The organism is Kribbella sp. NPDC058245 (assembly GCF_042882005.1).
In the GTDB taxonomy this organism is placed as follows: Bacteria; Actinomycetota; Actinomycetes; order Propionibacteriales; family Kribbellaceae; genus Kribbella.
Map to the genome: position 1 here is coordinate 107,847 of NZ_JBHVWY010000004.1, position 24,935 is coordinate 132,781.

General features: G+C 67.5%; 21 protein-coding genes, 2 tRNA genes and 1 pseudogene. 7 read left to right on the forward strand and 17 right to left on the reverse strand.

The features are described from left to right. Window positions 1-360 carry a DUF4233 domain-containing protein gene (locus tag ACFVWG_RS09800; protein ID WP_391542792.1) on the reverse strand — a complete coding sequence of 120 codons (360 nt, stop codon included), beginning with the start codon at window positions 358-360 and terminating at the stop codon, window positions 1-3. Further along, the gene (locus ACFVWG_RS09805; protein ID WP_391542793.1) at window positions 357-1,766 is read right to left on the reverse strand and encodes a bifunctional folylpolyglutamate synthase/dihydrofolate synthase; all 1,410 of its coding nucleotides are present in this window, start codon (window positions 1,764-1,766) and stop codon (window positions 357-359) included. The genes ACFVWG_RS09800 and ACFVWG_RS09805 overlap by 4 nt, the downstream gene beginning before the upstream one ends. A 73-nt stretch (window positions 1,767-1,839) precedes the next feature. Here ACFVWG_RS09805 and valS point away from each other — a divergent pair, with 73 nt between their 5' ends. Together valS and ACFVWG_RS09815 are read left to right on the forward strand one after the other, a co-directional pair. Beyond that, window positions 1,840-4,380, forward strand: a complete 2,541-nt coding sequence (gene valS / locus ACFVWG_RS09810; RefSeq protein WP_391542794.1) for a valine--tRNA ligase — start codon at window positions 1,840-1,842, stop codon at window positions 4,378-4,380. A 138-nt stretch (window positions 4,381-4,518) separates the two neighbouring features. Further along, on the forward strand, window positions 4,519-5,406 hold the full coding sequence (locus ACFVWG_RS09815; RefSeq protein ID WP_391542795.1) for a hypothetical protein: 888 nt from the start codon (window positions 4,519-4,521) through the stop codon (window positions 5,404-5,406). Between the two features lie 67 nt (window positions 5,407-5,473). On the opposite strand, the gene ACFVWG_RS09820 is transcribed toward ACFVWG_RS09815, so the two are convergent. After that, window positions 5,474-6,400, reverse strand: coding sequence for an AEC family transporter (locus tag ACFVWG_RS09820; RefSeq protein ID WP_391542796.1), 927 nt, complete (start codon window positions 6,398-6,400; stop codon window positions 5,474-5,476). A gap of 179 nt (window positions 6,401-6,579) precedes the next feature. On the opposite strand from ACFVWG_RS09820, the gene ACFVWG_RS09825 reads away from it, so the two are divergent. Further along, the gene (locus ACFVWG_RS09825) at window positions 6,580-7,941 is read left to right on the forward strand and encodes a phosphodiester glycosidase family protein (protein WP_391542797.1); all 1,362 of its coding nucleotides are present in this window, start codon (window positions 6,580-6,582) and stop codon (window positions 7,939-7,941) included. A 53-nt stretch (window positions 7,942-7,994) separates the two neighbouring features. On the opposite strand, the gene ACFVWG_RS09830 is transcribed toward ACFVWG_RS09825, so the two are convergent. Both ACFVWG_RS09830 and ACFVWG_RS09835 read right to left on the reverse strand, forming a co-directional pair. Next, window positions 7,995-9,650 carry a glutamate--tRNA ligase gene (locus tag ACFVWG_RS09830; protein WP_391542798.1) on the reverse strand — a complete coding sequence of 552 codons (1,656 nt, stop codon included), beginning with the start codon at window positions 9,648-9,650 and terminating at the stop codon, window positions 7,995-7,997. Between the two features lie 72 nt (window positions 9,651-9,722). Beyond that, a complete protein-coding gene (locus ACFVWG_RS09835) occupies window positions 9,723-9,896 on the reverse strand; it encodes a hypothetical protein (RefSeq protein ID WP_391542799.1) in 174 nt (57 codons plus the stop codon). Between the two features lie 71 nt (window positions 9,897-9,967). Between ACFVWG_RS09835 and ACFVWG_RS09840 the strand changes: the two are divergent. Beyond that, window positions 9,968-10,165 (forward strand): annotated as a pseudogene (locus ACFVWG_RS09840) (alkene reductase); the annotation flags it as partial. 42 nt (window positions 10,166-10,207) lie between these two features. Here ACFVWG_RS09840 and ACFVWG_RS09845 read toward each other — a convergent pair. Continuing rightward, the gene (locus ACFVWG_RS09845) at window positions 10,208-10,744 is read right to left on the reverse strand and encodes a GNAT family N-acetyltransferase (RefSeq protein ID WP_391542800.1); all 537 of its coding nucleotides are present in this window, start codon (window positions 10,742-10,744) and stop codon (window positions 10,208-10,210) included. Between the two features lie 85 nt (window positions 10,745-10,829). Between ACFVWG_RS09845 and ACFVWG_RS09850 the strand changes: the two genes are divergently transcribed. Continuing rightward, complete coding sequence (locus ACFVWG_RS09850) at window positions 10,830-11,834, forward strand: M14 family zinc carboxypeptidase (protein WP_391542801.1); 1,005 nt, start codon at window positions 10,830-10,832, stop codon at window positions 11,832-11,834. Between the two features lies 1 nt (window position 11,835). Here the strand turns inward: ACFVWG_RS09850 and ACFVWG_RS09855 are convergent, their stop codons facing one another. The 4 genes from ACFVWG_RS09855 to ACFVWG_RS09870 form a co-directional block, all read right to left on the reverse strand. Beyond that, window positions 11,836-13,092: a hypothetical protein gene (locus tag ACFVWG_RS09855; protein ID WP_391542802.1), complete on the reverse strand. Its 1,257-nt coding sequence runs from the start codon at window positions 13,090-13,092 to the stop codon at window positions 11,836-11,838. Window positions 13,093-13,094: 2 nt separating this feature from the next. Further along, the gene (locus ACFVWG_RS09860) at window positions 13,095-14,633 is read right to left on the reverse strand and encodes an alkaline phosphatase D family protein (RefSeq protein ID WP_391542803.1); all 1,539 of its coding nucleotides are present in this window, start codon (window positions 14,631-14,633) and stop codon (window positions 13,095-13,097) included. Window positions 14,634-14,781: 148 nt separating this feature from the next. After that, complete coding sequence (locus tag ACFVWG_RS09865; RefSeq protein ID WP_391542804.1) at window positions 14,782-15,153, reverse strand: DUF1304 family protein; 372 nt, start codon at window positions 15,151-15,153, stop codon at window positions 14,782-14,784. Then, window positions 15,150-15,578, reverse strand: a complete 429-nt coding sequence (locus ACFVWG_RS09870) for a cupin domain-containing protein (RefSeq protein ID WP_391542805.1) — start codon at window positions 15,576-15,578, stop codon at window positions 15,150-15,152. Before ACFVWG_RS09870 ends, ACFVWG_RS09865 begins: the two co-directional genes overlap by 4 nt. Before the next feature lie 122 nt (window positions 15,579-15,700). Here ACFVWG_RS09870 and ACFVWG_RS09875 point away from each other — a divergent pair, with 122 nt between their 5' ends. Beyond that, window positions 15,701-16,753 (forward strand): LuxR C-terminal-related transcriptional regulator, encoded by a 1,053-nt coding sequence (locus ACFVWG_RS09875; RefSeq protein WP_391542806.1) that lies wholly within the window; start codon window positions 15,701-15,703, stop codon window positions 16,751-16,753. On the opposite strand, the gene ACFVWG_RS09880 is transcribed toward ACFVWG_RS09875, so the two are convergent. From ACFVWG_RS09880 to ACFVWG_RS09910, 7 genes are all read right to left on the reverse strand, one after another. Further along, window positions 16,750-18,186: a glycoside hydrolase family 6 protein gene (locus ACFVWG_RS09880; RefSeq protein ID WP_391542807.1), complete on the reverse strand. Its 1,437-nt coding sequence runs from the start codon at window positions 18,184-18,186 to the stop codon at window positions 16,750-16,752. The two genes, ACFVWG_RS09875 and ACFVWG_RS09880, sit on opposite strands and share 4 nt — an antisense overlap. A gap of 94 nt (window positions 18,187-18,280) precedes the next feature. Next, on the reverse strand, window positions 18,281-19,870 hold the full coding sequence (locus ACFVWG_RS09885) for an alpha/beta hydrolase (protein WP_391542808.1): 1,590 nt from the start codon (window positions 19,868-19,870) through the stop codon (window positions 18,281-18,283). Window positions 19,871-19,976: 106 nt separating this feature from the next. Further along, complete coding sequence (gene clpX, locus ACFVWG_RS09890) at window positions 19,977-21,272, reverse strand: ATP-dependent Clp protease ATP-binding subunit ClpX (protein WP_391542809.1); 1,296 nt, start codon at window positions 21,270-21,272, stop codon at window positions 19,977-19,979. A gap of 151 nt (window positions 21,273-21,423) precedes the next feature. Next, window positions 21,424-22,065: an ATP-dependent Clp protease proteolytic subunit gene (locus ACFVWG_RS09895; protein WP_391543263.1), complete on the reverse strand. Its 642-nt coding sequence runs from the start codon at window positions 22,063-22,065 to the stop codon at window positions 21,424-21,426. Further along, window positions 22,065-22,688, reverse strand: coding sequence for a ClpP family protease (locus ACFVWG_RS09900; protein ID WP_391542810.1), 624 nt, complete (start codon window positions 22,686-22,688; stop codon window positions 22,065-22,067). Before ACFVWG_RS09900 ends, ACFVWG_RS09895 begins: the two co-directional genes overlap by 1 nt. A 137-nt stretch (window positions 22,689-22,825) precedes the next feature. After that, window positions 22,826-24,208, reverse strand: a complete 1,383-nt coding sequence (tig, locus tag ACFVWG_RS09905; protein ID WP_391542811.1) for a trigger factor — start codon at window positions 24,206-24,208, stop codon at window positions 22,826-22,828. Between the two features lie 98 nt (window positions 24,209-24,306). Beyond that, window positions 24,307-24,379: transfer RNA gene (locus ACFVWG_RS09910), tRNA-Pro, on the reverse strand. Window positions 24,380-24,505: 126 nt separating this feature from the next. On the opposite strand from ACFVWG_RS09910, the gene ACFVWG_RS09915 reads away from it, so the two are divergent. Then, window positions 24,506-24,576, forward strand: a tRNA-Gly gene (locus ACFVWG_RS09915). The last annotated feature ends 359 nt before the right edge of the window (window positions 24,577-24,935 follow it).

The following is a 24,935-nucleotide window of genomic DNA, read 5'->3' on the forward strand; positions in this document are numbered from 1 at the left end:
TCAACTCTCTCTCGAAGTAGTCGGGGCGGCAGAGCCTACCTGCTGGGCTGCTTTCGCTTCCTCGATGCGGCGGCCCAGAACGATGGCCGCGACCCAGAAGGCGGCGAAGGCGATGCCCAGCAGGAACATCACGGGTACGACGAAGCCCAGGCCGACGGCGCCGACCTGGACGATGGAGCCGAGGATGTAGCCGGTCCGGTTGCGCAGCAGGCCGGCCGAGAGGATCGCCAGTACGGCGAGGCCGAGGCAGACCGGGAGCGCGACGGCCGCGCGGACGTCGGCGACCGAGATCATCACCGGGGTGACGAGCGCGAGCAGCAGCGCCTCGAAACCGAGGACGATCGACGCCAGTGACCTCACTCGGTGTCACCGATCTGGGTGTAGCCCGCCGGATCAAAACCAGGCATCGGGTCGGCTTCTTTGGGCTTGCGGACGAGCAGGGTGCGGGCCTCGCCGGCGGTGACGACCGAACCGGTGACCAGTACGCCGCCGCTGCCCATCGCGATCGCGCCCTCCTCGGCCAGCCGGATCGCGTCGTCGATGGCGTCGATCAGGTGCGGGCGGACCAGGACCCGGTCCTCGCCGAAGATCTCCATCGCCAGCTCACCGAGCTCCTCGGCCGGCATCGACCGCTCGGTGAAGCTGTTGCGGGTGCAGATGACGGTTTCCATGATCGGCTCGTAGGCCTCGAGGACGCCGTACACGTCCTTGTCCTTCATACAACCCAGTACGCCGATCAGGGGCTGGAACGCGAAGGCCTCGGACACCGTCGCCGCAGTCGCCTGAGCGCCGTGCGGATTGTGAGCGGCGTCGACGATGATCGTCGGGCTGGTCCGAACGACCTCCATCCGGCCCGGGCTGGTCACCTCGGCGAACCCGGCCTGGAGCAGTTCGGTGGTGACGCGGTCTCCGGACTCTTCGCTGGCTCCGAAGAGCGCCTCGACGGCCGCGACCGCGGTGGCGGCGTTGTGCGCCTGGTACTCACCGTGGAGCGGCAGGAAGATGTCGTCGTACTCGCCGCCGATGCCCTTGAGCGACATCAGCTGACCGCCGACGGCGACCGAGCGGCTGACCACGCCGAACTCGAGGCCCTCGCGGAGGATCGACGCGCCGACCTGAGCGGCCCGGCCCATCAGCACCTCGAGGACGTCGCGGCTCTGCTGCGACACGACCGCCGTACCGCCCTGCTTGATGATGCCGGACTTGTCGCGGGCGATGGTGACCGGATCCGCGCCCAGGATGTGCGCGTGGTCGACGGCGACCGGGGTGATCACCGAGACGGTTCCGTCGGCGACGTTGGTCGAGTCCCAGGTACCGCCGAGGCCGACCTCGATGATCGCCACGTCGACCGGGGCGTCGGCGAACGCGGCGAACGCCATCCCGGTGATGACCTCGAAGAACGAGAGCGGGTGTTCCTGCTCGGAGTCGACGACATCGAGGTACGGCTCGATCTCGACGTACGTCTCGACGAAGCGCTCCTCGCTGATCGGCTCGCCGTTCAGCGTGATCCGCTCCCGGACCGACTCCAGGTGCGGGCTGGTGAAGCGCCCGGTCCGCAGGCCGGCCTCCCGCAGCAGCGAGTCGATCATCCGGGCGGTGGAGGTCTTGCCGTTGGTCCCGGTCAGGTGCACGACCGGGTACGACTTCTGCGGATCGCCGAGCAAGTCGACGAGTCGCTGGACCCGGTCCAGCGTGGGGTCGATCTTCTGCTCCGGCCAGCGGGCCTGGAGCCGTGCCGATACCTCGGCGTAGGAGAGGTCACTCATCAGGAGACCCAGTCTAGGAGGGTTGTGGATAAAGCGTTCGGAGCACCCCTTGACAACCACTAGGATTGTGAGCATGAGCGAATCGTCCCGTGTTCCCGACAAGCCCACCCTCGAAGGCCTCGAGGAGAAGTGGGCTGCGGTATGGAAGGAACAGCAGACCTACGCGTTCGACCGGACCGCGGAGCGTGCGGACGTCTACTCGATCGACACCCCGCCCCCGACCGTGTCGGGCAAGCTGCACGTCGGCCACATCTTCAGCTACACCCACACCGACCTGATCGCCCGCTTCCAGCGGATGACCGGCAAGAAGGTGTTCTACCCGATCGGCTGGGACGACAACGGTCTGCCCACCGAGCGCCGGGTCCAGAACTACTACGGTGTCCGCTGCGACCCGACGCTGCCGTACGACGCCTCCTTCGAGCCGCCGGAGAAGCCGGACCCGAAGAAGCAGATCCCGATCAGCCGGCAGAACTTCGTCGAGCTGTGCGGCGAGCTGACGCACATCGACGAGCAGGCGTTCGAGAAGACGTGGCGCCAGGTCGGTCTGAGCGTCGACTGGAACTACCTGTACACGACGATCTCCGACGACTCCCGCCGCACGTCGCAGCGCGCGTTCCTGCGCAACTTCGCCCGCGGTGAGGCGTATCTGTCGGAGGCGCCGACGCTGTGGGACGTCACGTTCCAGACCGCGGTCGCCCAGGCCGAGCTGGAGGCGCGGCCGTATCCGGGTGCCTACCACCGGATCTCGTTCCACGGTGCCGACGGCCCGGTCTACATCGAGACGACGCGACCGGAGCTGCTGCCGGCATGTGTCGCGCTGATCGCGCACCCGGACGACGACCGCTACAAGGACCTGTTCGGTACGACGGTCCGCTCGCCGCTGTTCGACGTCGAGATCCCGGTCCTGGCGCACCCGGCCGCCGAGATGGACAAGGGCGCCGGTATCGCCATGTGCTGCACGTTCGGCGACCAGACGGACATCACCTGGTGGCGTGAGCTGCAGCTTCCGGTCCGCACGGTCATCGGTCGTGACGGGCGCATCCTGCGGGAGACCCCGGAGTGGCTGACCGGCTCGGAGTTGTACGAGGAGCTGGCCGGCAAGACCACGTTCAGTGCGCGCGAGCTGATCGTCCAGAAGCTGCGGGACAGCGGCGATCTGGACGGCGAGCCGAAGAAGACCGAGCGGATGGCGAACTTCTTCGAGAAGGGCGACAAGCCGCTCGAGATCGTCTCCACCCGGCAGTGGTACATCGCCAACGGTGGCCGCAGCGAAGACCTGCGCGCCGAGTTCGTCGAGCTCGGCCAGCAGGAGCAGTGGGTCCCGGAGCACATGCGGCACCGCTACCAGAACTGGGTCGAGGGGCTGAACGGCGACTGGCTGATCTCCCGGCAGCGGTTCTTCGGGGTCCCGTTCCCGGTCTGGTACCCGATCGACCAGGACGGCGAGCCGGACTACGACCACCCGCTGATGCCGCGCGAGGAGAGCCTGCCGATCGACCCGACGTCGCAGGCCCCGACCGGGTACGACGAGTCGCAGCGCGGCAGGCCCGGCGGCTTCCAGGCCGACCCGGATGTGATGGACACCTGGGCCACCTCGTCGCTGACGCCGCAGATCGTCACCGGCTGGGAGCGCGACCCGGACCTGTTCGCCCGGACGTTCCCGATGGACCTGAACACGCACGCGCACGACATCATCCGGACCTGGCTGTTCTCCCGGATCGTCCGCGCGCAGTTCGAGAACGGCACCCTGCCGTGGAAGCGCTCGATGATCTCGGGCTTCGTCGTCGACCCGGACCGGAAGAAGTTCAGCAAGTCCAAGGGCAACGCGGCGCTGCCGGACGACATCCTGAACAAGTTCGGCTCGGACGCCGTCCGCTGGCGGGCCGCGATGGCCCGTCCGGGTCTGGACTCGCCGTTCGACGAGTCGCAGATGAAGGTCGGCCGGCGGCTGGCGATCAAGGTTCTGAACGCGTCGAAGTTCGTGCTGTCGTTCGGTGCGACCACGGTTGATGCTGCTGCGGTCACGGAGCCGGTCGACCTGGCGATGCTGCAGCGGCTGCGGACGGTTGTCGCGGATGCGACGGCTGCGTTCGAGCGCTACGACTACACCGGCGCCCTTGAGGTTTCGGAGCGGTTCTTCTGGACCTTCTGCGACGACTACGTCGAGCTGGTCAAGGAGCGCGCGTACGGCGGTCAGGGTGAGGCTGCTGCAGCCTCGGCCAAGGCAGCTCTCGCGGTCGCGCTGTCGGTGCAGCTGCGGCTGCTCGCGCCGTACCTGCCGTTCGCGACCGAAGAGGTCTGGTCGTGGTGGCAGGAGGGCTCGATCCACAACTCGGCCTGGCCGACGGCGGAGGCTGACCTGGCTGTTGCTGCGCAGGAGGCCGAGGTTCTGGACGCGGTGTCCGAGGTCCTGGCCGGGATTCGTGGCGCGAAGTCCGCGGCGCAGGTCTCGATGAAGACCGAGGTCAGCAAGGTCGAGGTCAGTGGGCCGGCGGCTCGCTTGGCACTGGCCGAGCGCGCGGAGCCTGACCTGCGCGCAGCGGGCCGGATCACCGGCGAGATCGTCTGGAACGCGGAAGAGACCGACGCCGTCAGCGTCGTCGCCACTCTCTGACATCGCACTAGGTAGTGCCCGTCGCCCCGGCCGGGGAGGCGGGCACTACGCGTTTGAATCGAACGACTACGCTGCGGAACGAGGTTGTCCGGTGTGGAACCATCGGCCTCGACCCCGTGTCAGCATCAAGGAGCCCTCATGAGCGATCCCACCACCCCGAGCGACCCCGCCAAGCCGACGGCGTCCCCGGAGTCCGGTGCGGAGACCGCTCCCCCCGCGCCCGCGCCCGCCGTACCGGCAACCACCCCGCCGAAGGAGCCGGCTAGCGAGAAACCGGCAGCAACCGAGAACACGAGTGCGGCGGACAAGGCTGCGGACGGCGACGAGAAGCCGCCGGCGAGCGCCGACGACAAGGGCAAGGACGCCGGTGACCAAGGAAAGGACAAGCCCGGCGGGCCGGCGGTGACGATCGTCGTCGACGAGTCACTGCCGCCTGGAACGATGGTGGTTGAGACGCCCGGGGGCGCGACAGCGCACACCGTGGACGGGGAGAAGAAGGTTCGGTTTTGGCGGCGGGGGCCGTTTGTGACGGTGGCGGGCGCGGTTGTCGTGCTGCTGGTGCTGGCGTTGCTGGGGTATGTGTGGGGCCTGGGTCCGCTGAACCGGCTCAACACGAATCGTGGGATCACGCCGCCCGCGAAGTTGGCGGGACTTGACCGGATCACGGATCCGGACATTCGCGGGCAGTTGCAGCTCGACCAGACCAAGCAGGCGCTGAGCCGGATCAACAACGGGAAGCAGGCGACGGTCGAGGCGTACGGGAACCTCGACGGGGACCGGTTGTTCGTGGTGATCGCGTTGCGCGGGAAGGTGGACATCGCGAAGACGGTGGCGGACTCGGGTGCCGCGCCGGACAAGGTGAAGAAGATCGGTCAGGCGACCTGCGTGGAGACCACCGGCAACCTGCCCACCCAGTGCTACCGCGGTTCCAACACCCTCACCGTCATCGCCCAGTCGGCCAACGAGGGCATCACCGTCGACCAGGTGGCTCCGGTCGCCGTCGAAGCCTTCCACGCAATGAAGTAGCGCCTCCCCCCTTCACAACGTCCGAGAACACGCCGACCACGCACTGCAGTCCTTCGGACGCAAGGGCTTAGGCGAGGAGGCCGGCGATTGCGGTCATCAGCGGGATCGAGATGAGGGTGCTGAGCAACACTGCGCTTCGGGCGAGGGTGCGCGACGTTCGGTAGTGCACGGCGTACACGTAGACGTTCTGCGCAGTTGGCAGCGCGGCAAGAAGCGTGGGCGCGAGCAGCGCGGTCCCGTGCAGATCAAGCACCCAGCGGGCGACGGCGTACGCGATCAGTGGTTGCGCGACCGTCTTCAGAACCACAGCCAGTACGACGTCCCGCTGCACGCTGATCGAGTCCTTCGCCCCCGCACTCAGGCTGAGCCCATAGGCGATCAACGCGACCGGTACCGCGGCCGCGGCCAGCAGGTCGATCGGCCGCATCATCACCGTCGGCAGCGGTACGTCGAAGGCGGCAGCCACCAACCCGAGCAATGACGCCACCGTCAACGGATTCCGCAGCGGCCGCGTCAGCAGCGACCGCAGCTGCACCCGCCGCCCACTCCCCTGCCGATCGCCATCCAGAATCGCGAACGCCACCGGCGCGAACACCAGCAGCTGGAACAGCACGATCGGTGCGACCAGCGCGCCGTTCCCCAGCACGTACGCGGCGATCGGTACGCCGAGGTTGCCCGCGTTCACATACGACGACGCGAGCACACCGACCGTGGCCTCGGACCGCGAGCGCCGCCAGAGCAGCACGGCCACGAGTAGGAAGATCACCTGGACGACGACCAGGCTGGCCAGGTTCGTCACCAGCACGACCGAGAAGATCGAGTGCAGGTCCGCCCGCGCGACCGTGGTGAACAACAGCGCCGGGGTCGCCACGAAGAACGCCAGCCGGGACAGCACAAGCTCGTCCTCGGACCGCAGGACACCCGCCAGGCCGACGAGGTATCCGAGCACTGCGACCGCCACCAGCGCGACAAACGCACCCACGACGGCGGACACCCGCGGTCAACTCCTCAACGGCTCGGCAACCCCCGGATCGTATCGATAAAGCCGTCTCCGCACCTTCGGGCAACCACTCTCCGGACACTTCACCGCACTGCCCCGGGCCCTTACGCTGGTAAATGCTGACAGCTCAGCGCATCGTCGCGGAAAGATTCCGCCCTGGGGGAAGGATGCTCATGTCCGCTCATCTCACGCGAGGGCTCGCCGTCGCGGCCCTGCTCACCGTCATCGGGATCCCAGCCAGTGCGGCGACCAACGGCGATCCGGGCTCCTCCGGCTACACCTCCGACCCGGCCTCATCGGGCTACCGCAACACTCCCGGCAAGTCCGCCGACCCGAAACCATCCGCGCCGCGAGCCGACGGGGGCTTGCCACTCGGCGATGCCGATCTGATCGAGATGCGGACGACGGGAGACCTCGCGCCCGGCGTCACGCTCACCAGGATCACCCGCGGCCTCGATCCCGCCGACCCCGACGAGATCCCGACGACCACGCGCGGCCCGTGGATCATCAACGTGGTGACCATCGACCCCGCACTCGCGTCCGGGCGGGTCCAGACGACGTACGGGCCGGACCTGGCGCGCACTGAGAAGACGTCGGCGCTGGTGAAGAGCGCCGGTGCGGTCGTCGGGACCAACGCGTCGTTCTTCACCTTCGACACGAACCCGGCCTACCCGGGCGATCCGGTCGGGCTGGGCATCTCCAACGGCCAACTGATCAGCGAACCGACCACCAGCCCGACCGAGATGAACCTGCTGATCGATGCCAACAGCAACCAAATGACCGTGCAGAAGGTGCGCTGGACGGGCCAGATCCGGAACCGCGACACCGCCGCGACACTGCCGCTCGAGTTCATCAACCACCCGCCGGTGGTACCGGCCGCCTGCGCGGATCTCGTCGATCAGACCACCTGCACCGCGGCGGGCGACGTCGTCCTCTTCACGCCGCACTTCGCCACCAAAACCCCTTCAGGGCATGGGATCGAGATCGTCTTCGACCGCCTGGGTTGCGTGGTCCGGACGTCGACCACGCGCGGCAGTTCGATCACGGTCAGCCAGTTCGCGCTGCAGGCCACCGGCAAGGACACCAACGCATTGCTGGCCCTGACCGCGGCCGGCGGATGCGTCGACCGCAACCACACACTCACCAACGACCAGGGCACGCCGATCACTTTGCACAGCGGCCTGTACGGCGTCGTCGGGCGCTACCGCCTCACCCAGGGCGGCGCGGTCGTCGTACCGCCTGGTTCCAGCAGCTTCTTCGCCCGCAACCCGCGAACGATCGCCGGTACGACGGCCGACGGGAAGCTCCTGCTCGCGACGATCGACGGCCGGCAGACCACAAGCGTCGGTACGACGCTGGCCGAGACCGGCGCGGTCGCGCAGGCGCTCGGGATGGTCGAGTCGGTCAACCTCGACGGCGGCGGATCGACCACGATGGCGCGCACGGACGGCACACTGATCAACCACCCGAGCGGGACGAACGGCGCGGAACGGTACGTCGGCGACGCAGTCGTCTACATCCCCACCACTAAATAGCTAACGTCCGAAGACTCGCTGACGAGCGCCCGCGAGTCTTCGGACGTTAGGGGTTAGGAAGCGGCGAGGGCGTTCAGGCGGCGGAGGGTTTCGTCCTTGCCCAGGGCCTGGGTGGTGGCGTGCAGGTCGGGGCTCTTGGTGGCACCGGTGATGGCGACACGGACGAGCTGCGAGGCCTCGCGGATGGAGCCGGGGTAGGCGTCCGGGTCCTTCTTGTATTCCTTGGCGTTGGCGGCGAAGCCGTGCTTGGCGGCGAGGTCGCGGATCTGGTTGAACCACTCCGACGCGTCGTCGCGGTGCTCGTAGGTGGCGACCAGGTCCTGGGCGAACGCGGTGACGACCTCGGGCTCAACGCCGAGGGCGGCGATGCGCTCGTCGGTCGGTCCGGTGACGAGCTCGAACAGCGAGGGGAAGAAGAACGCGTAGGCGGAGCGGAAGTCGGACCACTTGCGGAGGTCCTTGCGCGGGTTCTCGACGCCGTCGCGCTCAACCGCGAGTGCACGCAGGGCAAGCTCGGGCTCAGCGTCCAGCACGGGGACGAGCTCCGCGTCGTACTCGAGAGCCCAGACGCGGACCGCGTCGAGGATCTGCTGACCGCTCAGCGTGGCGATGTGGTCGGCGCTGATGTCCTCGAGCTTCACGAGGTCGACGAGCGGACCGGCGACACCGCACTGGTCGAGCTGGAGCGGCGCGGCGAGCGCCTCGGCCAGGGGAACCTCGGCCAGCCGGCCGTTCGCGAGACCACGCAGGTAGTAGAGGACCGCGTCGGCCGGGAAGCCTGCACCGATGTAGAAGTCGACGCCGGCCTCGGGGTCCTTGCGCTTGGACAGCTTCCGCTTGCCGCCGGGGATCTGCTTCATCAGCGGCGCGATGTGCGCGTACTGGATCGGCTCGAACTCCAGTGCCGCGAACAGCTGCTGGTGCAGCGGTACGGAGGAGATCCACTCGTCGCCGCGGATCACCAGGTTCACGCGCATCAGGTGATCGTCGACAGCGTGCGCGAAGTGGTACGTCGGGAGCCGCGGCGACTGGTCGGACGCCTTCAGGATCACGGCGTCGTTGCGGTTCGCCTCGTGCTCGAGCTCACCGCGGATCGCGTCGGTGAACCGGGCCCGCGCACCATCCGCGTCATCCGGTGCGCGGAAACGCACGACGTACGGCGTCCCCTCGGCAAGCTTGGCGGCCACGTCGGAGGCGGCGGCGTCGCGCCAGATCGCCCACTTGCCGTAGTACCCGGTCGGAACCTTGTTGGCCTGCTGGCGTCCGGTGATGTCGGCCAGCTCCTCCTTGGTGGCGAAGCACAGGTAGGCCTTGCCCTGGCGGAGCAGGTGCCGCACGTAGGTGAGGTAGATCTGCTCACGCTGCGACTGCATGTACGGCCCGTAGGCGCCCTTGGTGACGTCCTCGTCGGAGGAGATGTGGAAGTAGTCGAACCCGCGCGCGAACTGCTCCAGCGCGCCCTCGACCTCCCGTGACTGGTCGGTGTCCTCGATGCGGACCAGGTAGACACCGCCGGTGTTCGTCGAGACGTCGCGGTCGATCATCCCGGCGTAGATCCCGCCGATGTGGATGAATCCGGTCGGCGACGGGCCGAGCCGCGTCACCTTCGCACCCTCGGCGAGCTCACGCTGCGGGTACTTCTCCTCCCAGTACTCCGGCTCGGGGAGATCGGCAGGGAACAGGCCATCGATGACCGCGCGGTCGAGCATTTTGAGGTACGTCTCACTTCCAGGTCGGTGCCAACCTGTCGAGCCTAGCAACTGCGGGTGAAAGAACCGCGCTCAGAGCGTCGCGCGGTGGGCGCGGTTGGTGGCGATCAGCCCGTCGAGGGTGTCGCGGGTCCGGAGCAGCTCGTCGATATGGTTCGAGAGCCGGTCACGTTCCTGGATCATCCGGTCGGCGGCGGCATCCGACGTCTGCTCGCTCGTCCGCGCCGACAGTTCGCCGATGCGCATCGAAACCTCTGCTGTGACCTGGACCGCGATTCTTTGCTTCTCACATGGATGTGAGCTTTTAGCGTACCCGTATGACTTCCCTCTTCGACAATCACCAGCTCGGCCCGATAGCACTTCCCAACCGCGTGGTGATGGCTCCGATGACCCGGGTCCGCGCCGCGGCCGGCGGCCTCGCGACACCCGCGATGGCGACCTACTACGCCCAGCGCGCGACCGCCGGACTGCTCGTCTCCGAAGGCGTGCAACCGAGCCTGATCGGACAATCCAACCCCGGTACGCCGGGACCCGCCGTACCGGTACGACGCAGTCGCCTAAGCCAGTACGGCGACATCCGGCCAGGCGATCCGCAGACCGGCCGGGCTCCCGTTGAGCCGGCTCGGATCGCCACCGGGCGGCGCTACCGGCGCGATCTCCACGGTCTCGCCTCCGTTGGCGCGGTAGAAGCCTCGTGCTGCGGTGTTCTGCTCGAGCACCCATAAGTACATCGCGTTGCTCGCTGCCCGCCGTACGACGGCCTCCGCCGCGTACCGCAGCAAGCGGCCACCGATCCCGGATCCACGCTGCGCGTTCCGCACGTGCAGGTTGTCGACCAGGCTCCCCCATCGCGGATCCGCGTCGAGCATCACGTGCACGAACCCCACGAGCCGCCCATCGTCCTCGGCCAGGATCGTCTCGGTGTGACCCGGTACGGCGAGCCGCTCGGCCCACGTCGTACGGCGCTCGGTCTCGATATCGCCGTCGAGGAAGGAATCGGCGAAGGCCCCGCGGTAGTGCAGGCGCCAACTGTCTGCATGGAGGAAGCCGATCTGCTCGGCATCATCAAGGCTCGCCAGTCGAAAGTCACTCACCAGGCAAACCTAACGCGTTCCGGCAGGCGGTCCGGCGTACCGAAAGGCTTGTAGCGGTGCGTAGCGCCGTCGATACTCGGCGAGCATGAGGATCAAGCCCCGCATCGCCCTCCTGTCCGCCCTCGCCACTGTCGGGCTGCTCGTCACGCCGACTGCCCAAGCCGTTTCGGCTGCACCTATCGATCCACGCCCGTCGACGGCGAAGCTCGCTGTCGAGCTGCACAAACTCGCCGTGGTCAGCCACGGCAAGATCCGCGTGACCCCGATCGGCCGAAGCAACGAGAACCGGCCGGTCTGGGCCGCACGGGTCGGCCACGGCAAGCTCAAGATCCAGTACATCACCCAGCAGCACGGCGACGAACCGCTCGGAACCCCGGCCGCGCTGGAGTTCCTGCGCACAGTCGGCGTCGGGAACAGCGCATGGCAGCGCAAACTGCTGTCGCGGGTGACCGTCGACATCGTGGTGCGGGCGAACCCGGACGGGTTCGAACGCGACTGGCGCTACAACTACGACCCGACTGCCAAGCCCGAGTACGGCGAAGCGGGTAAGGGATACGACATCAACCGGTACCACGACCCCGCCGTCGCTCCGGAGGACAACCCGGCGACCGAGGCCGGCCTGATCCAGCGCCGGTACGCCGCGTTCCAGCCGGACATCATGGTCGACTACCACATGCAGGGCCGCTACAAGGATGCCGCCGGCAACGAAATCACCGCTTCCACCCTGTGGCCGACCAACGCGGCCGTGAAGCCCGCGGACGTGAACTTCGCCAAGCAGATCGCGGTTCTGGTGCAGCGCTCGATCAACGGCGCCGGCGGCAACGTGTCGCAGTACCCCGGCGGCGACTACGAAGGCATCGCCCGCAACGGCTACGGCCTGCTCGGCAGCGGCAGCGTCCTGATCGAACTGAGCGCCATCCCCGGTCGCGACCAAAGCCAGATCTCCGACGCGCTCGCCTCCATGCTCGCCATCGCCCGTTCCGCCGCCGACGGCTCCCTCACCAAGATCGACCCCGCCACCGCCGACACCATCCCACCCCGCGGCCCCGCCCTCCCCGGCACTCTCGCAGAGGAGGACGAAGCCGCCTGATTCACCAGCTGTTGTTGGAGATTTCCAGGCCTAGGACTACCTGGTCGTAGGTGTTGCCGTCGTTGTCGTCGGTGTAGGCGACGGCAACCTCGGCGTAGGGCGACACCGCTACGGTCATTTGTTCTTGGCGGCCGGCGGTGGCGGAGCTCAGCTGCTGGGCGGAGAGGCGGCCGGTGTCGGTGCCGGCTGCGTCGAAGCCGCGGACCCAGACGTCGGCGTCGGTGGCTTGGGCCGTCCAGCCGACGACTGTCTGCTTGAGGTCGTCGATGCCGACCGAGGGCGCCTTGCCGCCGGCCGCGACCTGTACGTCGGCGAAGCGGGCGGTGCCGCTGGCGTCGAACGTGCGGGTCCAGGCTCCCGCCGTACCGGTGTGGTTGGACTCCCAGGCGACGGCGAAGTCACCGTTGAAGTTGGCGTCGACCGTTGCGTGCGTCTGCTCTCCGCCGGTGTTGGAGTTCGCGACGCGACGCGTGAGGTTCACCGCGCCGTTTGTGCGGGCGAGACGAACCAGACCGACGTTGTACGACGCGTTGGCGTCACCGTCCTCGTCCCACACGACCACCGCGTCACCTGAGGCGGAGACCGCCACGTCGGGGATGTGATGCTGGCCGGTCGTCTGCGAGGCCGTGACCTCCCACGCCCGAGTCGTCGGTCCGGTGTACCCGGCCGCCTTCACCGTGGCCGGCGTACCGGTCTGGATGTCTTCCCACACAGCAGTGAATGCGACCGCTCCACCGGAGGGTGCACCATCTGGATCCACAGACACGCGTGGGTTGATCTGCTGGCCAGTGGCGCTGCTGTTGGCGTTACCGGAGGCCGTGACGGTACCGGCGGTGTTCACCACCCGGTAGGGGATGTTGTAGTAGCCGTTGCCATCCGGGTCGTCCTGCCAGACCACTACCGCGTTGCCGTTGTCGTCCAGCCCGACGTCCGGGTGCAGGTGCCGCCAGTTGGTCACACCGGAGTCCCCACCGGCCGACAGCTTCTTCTCGTAGACAGCGGTCCCGTTGTGGAACAACCGCAGCCAGATGTCACTGTGCACGGGGTCGGTCGCGTTGTCCGTATCGCGATCGTCCTCCCACACCACAGCGACGTACCCGTTCCGGTTGATCGCGACCGAGGGCGCGTCCTGGTCGCCGGTGGAGGTGCTGTTCGCAGTAACCCAGGTAGGTGTCGCAACATGGGCGGACGCCGTCGGAGCCAGCAGCCCAACAGCAGTGACGGCAACGCTCGCAATGGCCAAAGTTCGCTTGAGCATCGTCACACCGCCTGCAATCCGGGCTGACCCTCTTGGATGACGAACGACTTCGCTGTCGTCGCAGCGGCGCCGTGCTCCGACACCTTCGCCACCGCGCGGAAGTCGGCCCGCAGCTCCGTCGGACTGATCGTCGTACGGACATAGCCGCGCCTGTTGTTGAAGAACTTCAGCCAGGGGTTCGTCCCGACATCGGGGATCGCTGTGGCGCCGTCGCCGTCACCACTGGACGTGATCGACGTACAGACGAGCTCACTGCCGATGGTGGCCGAGTTGGCGTTGTTGTAGTCAGCCTTGAGGTCACTGGCCCACGCACGGTGCACGTCACCGGTCAGTACGACGGCGTTGCGCGTACCGCGGTCCACCCAGCCCTGCTGGATCCGGGCCCGCGAGGCGCGGTAGCCGTCCCACGAGTCCATGCTGGCGCCGGTGGAGTTGAACCGGCGAGCGAAGAACACCTGCTGCCCGATGATGTCCCAGGTGGCCGGGTGCTGGTTCAGACCGTTCAACAGCCAGGTCTCCTGGGCGTTGCCCGGCAGACTGCGCGATGCGAGGTCCGCATCCGAGCAGTCCTTCCAGCCATCCCCGCAGGCCTGGTCGTTGCGGTACTGCCGGGTGTCGAGCATGTGGAACGACGCCAGGCTCCCCCACTGCAGACGCCGGTACAGCTGGATCGCAGCGCCGCCGTTCACCTGTGCCGGACGCAGCGGCATGTTCTCGTAGTACGCCTGGTACGCCGCTGCCTGCCGGGCAGTCCACTGAGCCGCCGTGAGCGCGGGCGTGTTGTTCTCCCGGATGTTCCCCGCCCGGTTGTTCTCGACCTCGTGGTCATCCGGTACGACGATCCACGGCGCCACCGCGTGAGCAGCCTGCAGGTCCGGGTCAGTCTTGTACTGCGCGTACCGGCGACGGTAGTCCGCCAGCGACACGATCTCCGCCGTACCGGCGTGCAACCGCGGCCGCCCGGTTGTGGCGCCGTACTCATAGATGTAGTCACCCAGGTGCAGGATCAGCCCGGGGTTGTCCTCGGCCATCCGGCGGTACGCGGTGAAGTAGCCCTCCTCGTAGTGCGAGCAGGAGGCGAACGCCATCACGAGATCCCGGCCGTTGGTGCCGAGTGCCGGAGCAGTCCGGGTGCGGCCGACCGGTGAGAGGTGGCCCTGCGCGCGGAACCGGTAGTAGTAGTCGAAGTCTGGGTTGAGCCCACCTGCGACGACATGCACCGAGTGAGCAGCGGCGGACTTCGCAGCCACGGAGCCGGAGGCGACGAGCGTGGCAAAGGTGTCCGTGGTGGACACCTGCCAGTCAACGGTCACGTCGGCGGTCCCCATCCCGCCCAGACCGTCGGCGTTGAGCGGGGAAGGCGCCAGCCGGGTCCAGAGGACCACACTGCTCGCGTCAGGATCACCCGAAGCGATGCCGAGCTGGAACGGATACGGGACTGCCGCGGTGGCCGCGATCACGGCCGAACGGGCCGGGAGTGCGCTGACGCCGGCCGCGGCGAGTCCACCGAGGACAAGGGTTCTGCGACTGATTGGGCTCATGAGGCCTCACCTTCACGGGTACTCAGGGCGGGGGTCTCCCGGACGGGTGACGTGGACGCTGACATCCGGGAAACCTTTGAGCATGCGTGGTGCGCTGGCCATCTTTGCGTAATTCCCGTAACTTTCCTACCTTTTGGTCTGGTTCTGCTCAGATCGACAAGATGAGCAGCACCAGCGCGGGAATCCCCTCCATCAAAGTGTTCAGCCAGAGCCTCCGTTCGACCACGAGCAGTACGCCTGAGAGGAACAGGTGCTGGGCCGCGGTGAACACGATCAGCGCGTGCCCACCGTCGAGATGTCCGTTGCGTACAAGGACAACACCGGCCAGAAGTGCTATGGCGGTGGTCAGGTTGTAGAAGCCGAGGTTGACGGTCCACAGCCGGACGGCATCGAGGTCCGCGGGCTTGGTCAGGAACAACGGGTACAGCCGGGGATGCCGGTACAGGAACGACTCCATGACCCAGACAACGGCCAGCACGACCGCGATGACCACGGCCACCACCTGCGCCGCCGTACTCATGCCTGGACCAATTCGACGCCGTGCTGCGCGGCGATCGCGCCGATCGCGGTGTAGTCGGTCTGGTCGGCGCTCGTGAGCTCCGCGAAGAACGCGCCCATCCCGCCGGTTCGGGCGAAGGCGAGGAACTTCGCGGCCGGGGTCAGCACCGAGAAGGTGTTGACCGTGCCGGCCGGGATGCTGATCGAGGCGCCCGGACCGAGGTCGTGGCCCTGGTCCCCCGCCTGGACCAGGATCCGCCCCTGCAGCACGTAGTACGCCTTGCTCCACGGCTCGGTGTGCGCCGGCGCGGCCGGACCGCGGGGCGCATCGATCTCGAACAGTTCGTACTCGGCCGCGGTGTGCTCGGCCCCGATCTTCACGGTCACAGTCGCGTCCGGCGCGACGTACTCCTGCCCGGATCCTGCTGCACTCAGATGAATCGTCATACCGGCGACGGTAGGAACCAGGTTCGCCCGCAACCATCCCGCTCGACGAGGCTCAGCGCCGCGGCCCGAATCCCCACAATTCGGGGATAGTCGGCCTGCCGGCCGCGGCGCATACTGAGCGCATGTGGGAGGGACGGGCCCGGTGCGCGCGCCGGGACATCGCGGCGCTGGCGACGTCCGGGCTGGGTGTCGAGGCGCTGCACGCCGCCGCGATCGAAGTGGTCGACCCGATCGTGGCCAGCGACTTCACCTGCTGGGCCACCCTCGATCCGGGCACGCTCGTGCTCAGCTCGATGACCAGCGGCCGGAACCGCATCGCAGGGGAGTACGAGCCGGTGCTGGCGCAGACCGAGTACGCCGGCGACGTCCCGAACTCGTTCGCCGAACTGGCCCGGCGGGCTCAACCGGTAGCCAGGCTGTCCGATCTGCCACATCGCGAGGTGATCAGACACCGCCGGCTGAACGACGTCTGGAGGCCGCTCGGGCTCGACCACGAGGTCCGTACGACGTTCGCCGTCGACGGCGACTGTTGGGGCGCGGCCGGGTTCGTCCGGGCCGGCACCGACTTCACCGATCGGGAGCTGGAGTTCCTGACCGCGATCGCACCGGCGATCGGCGCGGCCACCCGGGTAGCGGTCCGCACCGACGCGCACGGGTACCGCGGCGGTGTCGGTCCGTCGATCATCGTCACCGGCCCGACCGGCGAACCGCGCGCCGTCACCGCGGCGGCCCAGACCTGGCAGGACGAACTCGACCAGATCGCGCCCGGACGGTTCGCCGTACTGCTGCAGGCCGTCGTGACCGGGACGCGAGCCGCGGCGAACGGCACCTTCCAGGCTCGCGTGCAAACGACCTCAGGTGGCTGGGTACTGATGCAGGGCAGCCGATTGATCAGTGACGACGACCAGTCCGAGGTCGTCGTCACCATCGAGCCGGCCTCGGGTCAGCACCTGGTCGGCATGCTGCTGGCGGCGTACGGGCTGACCACGCGCGAACGCGAGATCTGCCTCGAGGTGATCTCCGGGCACAGCACGGCCGAGATCGCCGGCCGGCTGTCGATCTCACCGCACACCATCCAGGACCACCTGAAGGCGGCGTTCGCCAAGGTCGGCGTCCGCAGTCGTGGCGAACTCGTCGCCACGCTGCGGCCCGACGACCTCACACCGTCGCGTTAGGTCTGCGGGTTGTTGATCAGCTGTAGGGCCAGCTGCGGATCGAAGCTGCCGGCCTGCTCGCCGGACTCCCCACACGGACCGTCGGAGTCACCGGGAACCTTCACCCAGAGGAGCATTTCGGCGCCGCCGCCTTGCTGTGCGACCGAGCCGAGCTTGCGGCCTGCCGGGTTGCACCAGTTCGCGCCACCGGCCGAACCGTTGGCGTTGCGGCTGGTGTCGATGACGAACGGCTTCGGTGTCGACAAGTGGCTGTTGAGCTCGTTCATGAAAGTGATCGTCTCGGCTGTGCGGTAGTAGTTCGAGACGTTCACGGCCAGACCGTGCGCGTTCGCGACGCCGATGCTGGTCAGACGCGACGCGAGCTCGCCGGTGCCGATACCGGAACCCCAGCCCTTGTTGGTCGCGTCGGCATAGGTCCAGGTATTGGGAGCGAAGTCCTTGAACGCCTGCAGGGCAAAGGCGAGCATCCGGATCCGCGCCTCCTTCTCCTTCACGTCGGTGATGCACTGGAAGTCACCGATCGAGTCCGGCTCCAGCACCACCAGGGCCGGGCGGGTCCCGATCGCGGCCGCGAACGTCTGGATCCATTCCTGGTACGCCGCTTCGCCGGCCGCGCCGCCACCGGAGTGACCACCACACGCGTCCCGGCCGGGGACGTTGTACGCGACCAGCACCGGCAGCTTGTCGGCCGCGTCCGCCGGACCGACGTAGTTGTTGATGTCGTCGGCAAGATTCGTGTTCCAGCCACCGAACCAGCGCGACATCGGCTTACTCGCGATCGCGTTGTTGATGGTGTTCGCGTTGTCGCCCGGGTTCTTCCCGACCCAGACCAACGGGTTCGAGTTCGGGTCGACGTAGAAGCCGCTGGTCAGCTGGACCGGGTTCCCGGGCGGCGTGCCGGTCACGTCGATCAGCGAGACGTTGTCCAGCCAGAACGTGAACCCGCCGCCGGCCTGTCCACCGAGCTGAAAGGTGAGCTCGGCCTGGGTGGTCTCCTGCGCTCCGGTGAAGGCCATGGCGATCCGCCGCTTCGTCGTACCGACGGTGAACGCCTTGTTCAGCGAGGGCGTGAAGGGATCGACGTTGAGCTGGACCGTCGTCCGCAATGTCCGGGCGGCCGAGGCCCGGGCATCGAAGGCCAAGATGTACTTGTGCCCTTGGTGAACGGTCAAGGCCGGGACCTTCTGGCCGAGCATGGCGTCCCACGGGTTCGTGGTTGCACCCGGTACGACGGCCTTCAGCTGCCCGGCATCCGGGCTGATCGGGGTATTACCGGATCCCCACCAGTTCGCCGTACCGGTGGTGAAGGAGCCGTTCGTGATCAGCTCGGTGGCCGCACTGGCCGTGGCCGTGCTCGCTATGGAAGGGCTGCCAGGAACGACGACGCCAAGGGCAAGGGCAGCCGTGACCAGGCCGCGGGCAATCCAACGCATGTACTGCTCCTTCGGGGCGAAAGGGGCGGGCAAGACAGAACCGGAAGCGCTCCCAGTCTGCCTGGTCGCACTCCCGGCTGTCACTAGTTGCCGGTCACCGAATCAAACTCGTCACCGATTTACCGGCCGGCAGCGGGTCGAACGGCTTGCGGTCCTGCTGACAGGTCGAGTTGTCAGCCGGCGCCGCCAGCGTGGTCAGGTACTTGGTGAGCATCTGGTCCGCACACTTGCTCCCGCCGAGGCTGGTGGCGTGCCCCCAGCCCTCGATCGTGACCATCCGTGCGTCCGGCCACAGGTTCGCAAACGGACGGGTCGCCTGGTACGGCGTGGCCGGATCATGCCGCGTGCCGAACACCAGGACCGGCTCCTTGACCTTGTTCTGCCACGGGCCGAGGAAGGCGTCGGTGTCCTTCAGCCCGAGGAACTCGCACTGGATCCCGATCCACGCGCGGTACCGGCCGAAGTGCGGTGCCCGCTGGTCGGCAGCATCGGCGTACGCCGGGTAGGACAGCGGCCGGCCGGTCTGCTTGGCCTCGATACACGGCTGCAGGGCATTGCCGATCGACGCGTAGTCCTCCTTGCGACGGTTCCACTCGAGGACCGCGGGCGCGGCCTTGGCCCGGGCGGTCGGGATCGTCGCCAGCTCGGCGAGCGTCGTGGCCAGGTCCGGGAAGGCGTAGGACGAGTAGAGGTGCTCGAACATGAAGGCGACGACGGCCGGGTAGTCGATCGTCACCGTCGTACCGTCTGGCTGGGTGACGACGATCGGCTTGGTCTTCACCCGCTCGAGCGTGCTCTCGACGACCGTCTTCGGATCGCCGACCGCGTTCAGCGCGCAAGCAGCGGCAGCCTTCTTACACTCCAGCAGGAACTGCTGATACGTGTCCGACGCGCCCTCCCCCTGACGCAGCCGCGCACCCACTGGCTGACGCTCGCCGTCGCTACCCGAGTACCACGAGGGCAGCAGCGTGCCGTCCATGACGAGCGCGCGGACGTTGTTCGGGAACAGCTTGGCGTAGGTGGCGCCGAGGTAGGTGCCGTACGAATAGCCGATGTAGTTCAGCTTCTTGTCGCCGACAGCCTTCCGAAGCAGGTCCATGTCCCGGGCCACGTTCGCGGTGGAGTAGTGCTGGAGCCGGTCCGGCGATACGCTGCGGCACTGGGCCGCGAGCTTGGCCGCGTCGACGATGTACTGGCGCTCCTCCTTGGCGGTCACCGGGAACGCCTTCAGGCTCGCCAGCGCAGCCGCCTCCTCGGCCGCCGTCGGGTAGCAGGTCACGGGATCCGACTGGCCGACCCCGCGCGGGTCGAAGCCGAGGATGTCGAACCGCGCCCGCAGCTCCGGCGAGTACGCCGACTGGCCAATCTGCTGGATGAACGGCACCCCCGGCCCACCCGGGCCGCCAGGGTTCGTGAACAGCGTGCCGATCTTCTGGGCCGGGTCACTGGCGGGCAACCGGGTCAGGGCGATCGTGGTGGTCGGACCGTTCGGACGGTCGTAGTCAGTGGGTACCTCGACAGATGCGCACTGGAACGGCTTCAGCTCCGGCGCGGGGCCACAGGTCCCCCACTTGATCTTCGGTACGGCGGCCGGTGGCGCGGCCGCGGATGCGGTGACGGGCACGACCAGCGCGAGTGCGGTCGCGGTGACGGTCACACTTCGAACGATTCTTCGTTGCCTCATGCGACCGACCGTAGGCAACGCCGTACTCGGCTCGCGTCCACCACGAGAAGGAGGCCGGGCACCCGCCGTACGGCGGACCCGGCCTCCCTCGCGAGAGTGGTGTTGCTCAGGCGGTCTTGTCGCGCCGCTCGCGCTTGCGCTCGACCTGGTCGCGCGGGATCAACGTGGGGTTCACGTTCTCCAGCACGACACCGCGGTTGACGACGACCTTCGCGACGTCCTCACGGCTGGGCACCTCGTACATCACGTTGAGGAGCACCTCTTCCATGATCGCGCGCAGACCACGGGCGCCGGTGCCGCGCAGCAGCGCCTGGTCCGCGATCGCGTCGACCGCGTCGTCGGTGAACTCCAGCTCGACGTTGTCGATCTCGAACAGCCGCCGGTACTGCTTGACCAGCGCGTTCTTCGGCTCCGAGAGGATCTTGATCAGCGCGTCACGGTCCAGCGGGGAGACCGTGGTGATCACCGGGAGACGACCGATGAACTCGGGGATCAGCCCGAACTTCAGCAGGTCCTCCGGCATCACATCGGCGTACCCACCGACCTCGCGCGGCTTCTCCACCTCGCGGGAGGCGTTGAAGCCGAGCGTCTTCTTGCCGACCCGCTGCTCCACCATGTGGTCCAGGCCGGCGAACGCGCCGCCGACGATGAACAGCACGTTGGTGGTGTCGATCTGGATGAACTCCTGGTGCGGGTGCTTGCGGCCGCCCTGCGGCGGCACGCTGGCCGTGGTCCCCTCCAGGATCTTCAGCAGCGCCTGCTGGACACCCTCGCCGGAGACATCGCGGGTGATCGACGGGTTCTCGCTCTTGCGGGCGATCTTGTCGACCTCGTCGATGTAGATGATCCCGGTCTCGGCCTTCTTGACGTCGTAGTCGGCCGCCTGGATCAGCTTCAGCAGGATGTTCTCGACGTCCTCGCCGACGTACCCGGCCTCGGTCAGCGCCGTCGCGTCCGCGATCGCGAACGGGACGTTCAGCATCCGGGCCAGGGTCTGCGCGAGGTAGGTCTTGCCGCAGCCGGTCGGGCCGATCAGCAGGATGTTCGACTTGGCCAGCTCGACGGCCTCGTCCTTCGCGTGCCGGCCGGCGCTCGAGGAGCCCTGACCGTCGCGGACCCGCTTGTAGTGGTTGTACACCGCCACCGCGAGCGCCTTCTTCGCCACGTCCTGTCCGACGACGTAGGCATTGAGGAAGTCGTAGATCTCCCGCGGCTTCGGGAGCTCGGTGAGACCGACCTCGGAGCCCTCGTTCAGCTCTTCCTCGATGATCTCGTTGCAGAGATCGATGCACTCGTCGCAGATGTAAACGCCGGGACCGGCGATGAGCTTCTTGACCTGCTTCTGGCTCTTACCGCAGAACGAGCATTTGAGCAGGTCGCCGCCGTCACCTATGCGTGCCACCGGGACAGATCCCTTCTCTGAGCAGTCGAACCAATTTGACGGTACCCCGTCAGGAGCCGAAACGCTGCGCTCTGTACCCGGTTGTGTCTACGCCGGTGGCGAACGCGGCAGGGAAAACGGTGGGCCCCGTCGGGGGCCCACCGTTTCGTGATCAGACTCCGGCCGGAACCGGCTTGAGCGTCTGCAGGACGTCGTCGATCAGGCCGTACTCGATCGCCTGCTCGGCGGTCAGGAACTTGTCCCGCTCGATGTCGCGGGAGACCTCTTCGTGCGACTTGCCGCTGGCGTCGGCGAGCATCTTCTCCAGCAGCGCGCGCAGGCGGAGGATCTCGTTCGCCTGGATCTCGATGTCGCTGGACTGCCCGTAGGTGCCCTCGGTGGCCGGCTGGTGAATGATGATCCGGCTGTTCGGGAGCGCCAGCCGCTTACCGGGCGTGCCGGCAGCCAGCAGCACGGCGGCGGCCGAGGCGGCCTGACCCAGGCACACGGTCTGGACGTCCGGCTTGATGTAGCGCACGGTGTCGTAGATCGCGGTCAGCGCCGTGAACGAACCACCGGGCGAGTTGATGTAGATGCTGATGTCGCGGTCGGAGTCCATCGACTGCAGGCAGAGCAGCTGCGCCATCACCGCGTTCGCGATCTCGTCGGTGATCGGCGTACCGAGGAAGATGATCCGGTCCTCGAACAGCTTCGTATAGGGGTCGATGCGGCGCATGCCGTACGACGTGCGCTCCTCCCACTGCGGGATGAAGTAGTTCATGTTTGCGTCCTTAGTCTTACCGGTGGGAGCGATCAGGAGTTCGGGCTGCCGGAACTGAGCTGGGCCGCGCTGGTGACCACGTGGTCGATGAAGCCGTACTCCTTGGCCTTGTCCGCGGTGAACCAGCGGTCGCGGTCCGCGTCGCTCTCGACCTGCTCGAGCGGCTGGCCGGTGTGCTCGGCGATCAGCTTGAACAGCAGTGCCTTCAGGTGCAGCGACTGCTCGGCCTGGATCTTGATGTCGGACGCCGTACCCCCCATACCGCCGGAGGGCTGGTGCATCATGATCCGGGCGTGCGGCAGTGCGTAGCGCTTGTTCTTCGCGCCCGCGCAGAGCAGGAACTGGCCCATCGAGGCGGCCAGGCCCATCCCCACCGTGGCGACGTCGTTGGAGATCCACTGCATGGTGTCGTAGATCGCCATGCCGGAGTCCACCGAGCCACCCGGCGAGTTGATGTACAGCCAGATGTCCGCGTTCGGATCCTGGGCGTTCAGCAAAAGCATCTGCGCGCAGATCGCGTTCGCGTTGTCGTCGCGAACCTCGGACCCCAGGAAGATGATCCGGTTCTTCCGCAACTCTCGATAGATGTCGTCGTCGTGTCCGCCGGATCCGTTACCGCCCGCGGCGGTGGGGCTGGCTGCAAATGTCTCGTTCACGAAGCCGACATTACTGGGCGGGAGCGACAGACCTAAGGCTGGGCCACAGGTGTTCGCTCACGGCGCACCGCCACAGGCGGAAAAGCAGCAGCCCGAACCCCCTGCGGGGTCCGGGCTGCGCGCCGTACAGGTCGTTCTCAGGCCTTGGCAGGCTCCTCGACCGGGGCCTCAGCCTCGGCGGCCTCAGGGTCGGCGTAGGTGCCGTCGGGCTGCAGGGTCTTCAGCTCGACCGTATTGCCGGAGGCGTCCTTGACGACGGCGTGCTCGACCAGGTGGGCCAGCGCCTTGCCGCGGACGACCTCGGAGACCAGGCTCGGGACCAGGTTGTTCTCGACCGCGTGCTGGGCGAACTGGTCCGGGCTGACGCCGGAACGCTGCGCGTGCCGGACGATGTGCTCGGTGAGCTCCTGGTCGTTGACGCTCAGCTCCTGCTGCTCGGCGACCAGGTCCAGCACGAACTGCGCCTTGATGGCGTCCTCGGAGCGCTTCTTCAGGTCCTCGTCGAACTCTTCCTGGGTCTGCTCCTCGCCCTCCAGGAACTGCTCGAACGACATCCCGGAGTACCCGAGCTGCTGCTCCAGGTTCTCCTTGCGGGCGGCCAGCTCGTCGGTCAGCAGACCGTCGGGGACCGGCACGTCGACCAGGGTCAGGATCTTCTCGAGGACGGCGTCGCGGGCCTCGCCGGCCTGCTCGAGCCGCTTGCCGCGCTCCAGCCGGGCCTCGACATCGGCCTTCAGCTCGTCGGCGGTGTCGAACTCGGACGCGGTCTGCGCGAAGTCGTCGTCGAAGGCCGGGAGCTCCTGCTCCTTGACCGCCGTGACGGTCACCGTCACGTCGACGTCGTCACCCTTGAGCGAGCCACCGACCAACTGCGTGACGAAGGTCTTGCTCTCGCCCGCGCTCAGCCCGGTGACCGCCTCGTCCAGGCCGTCCAGCAGCTGACCGCTGCCGACCTGGTAGGACAGGCCGGTGGCCTGCGCCTCCTCGACCTTCTCGCCGTCCTTGCTGGCCGACAGGTCGATGGTGATGTAGTCCTTGTCCGCCACCGCGCGCTCGACCGGGTTCAGCGAGCCGAAGCGCTGCCGCAGCGCCTCGATCTGCTCGTCCACCTCGGTGTCGGCGATCGCGATGTCCTCGACCTCGGCCTCCAGACCCTCCAGGTCCGGCAGCGTGATCTCCGGGCGCACCTCGACCTCGGCGGAGAACTGCAGGCTCTCCTTGTCGTTGAACTCGGTGACGTCCACCTCAGGGCGGCCGATGGCCTTCACCTGGTTGTCCTGGACCGCCTGCGAGTACAGCTTCGGCAGCGCGTCGTTGATGGCCTCTTCGAGCACCGGACCACGGCCGACCCGCTGGTCGATCACCTGCGGCGGGATCTTGCCCTTGCGGAAACCAGGCACCTGGATCTGCTGGGCAATGCTCTGGTACGCCGCGTCGAGGCTCGGCTTGAGCTCCTCGAACGGCACCTCGACGATGAGCTTGACCTTGGTCGGGCTCAAGGACTCGACGGTGCTCTTCACGGTGGCGGTTCTCCTTGATCTGATGACTTTGCCGGTGCGGCGGACAGCCCGCACCGCAGCGGTGCTGCAGGGGGTTTCCACGGTGCTGCATGGATTAGTCGGGGCGACAGGACTCGAACCTGCGGTCTCCTGCTCCCAAAGCAGGCGCGCTAGCCACTACGCTACGCCCCGCAGTGACCGCGTAAGTCTAGTCGACCCGGACCAGTGCTCGCGCCACCACCCCCACCCCGTATCCGGTTTGAGCCCGGACGAGGTGATGTGGAATCATGTCGGTCGTGCCCAGCAAGCGGGCACAACGCGGGTGTAGCTCAATGGTAGAGCCCCAGTCTTCCAAACTGACTACGCGAGTTCGATTCTCGTCACCCGCTCGATCGAGGGCGACCTGTGTCTGCGGAGAGCGCAGACTTGGTCGCTCTCGCCATTTCATGGCTCGCTCCGCTCGCGGCGGGGGCTTCGCCACCCGCACCCCCTAGCCTCGCTCCGCTCGGCTGCTGTGGCTGAGGTCGCGCCCGGCTGCGGGGGCTGGGGACCTTGGGCACGGCTCAACCATTCCGGCGGACCAAACGTGGTTGATAGGTGCACAAAGTCGAGGCCCTGCACCACCTTGGGCACGGCTCAACCATCCCGGCGGACCAAACGCGGTTGATGGGCGCACAAAGTCGAGGCCCTGCACCACCTTGAGCACGGCTCAACCACCCCGACCACCCAAACGCGGATGTTGACGGGT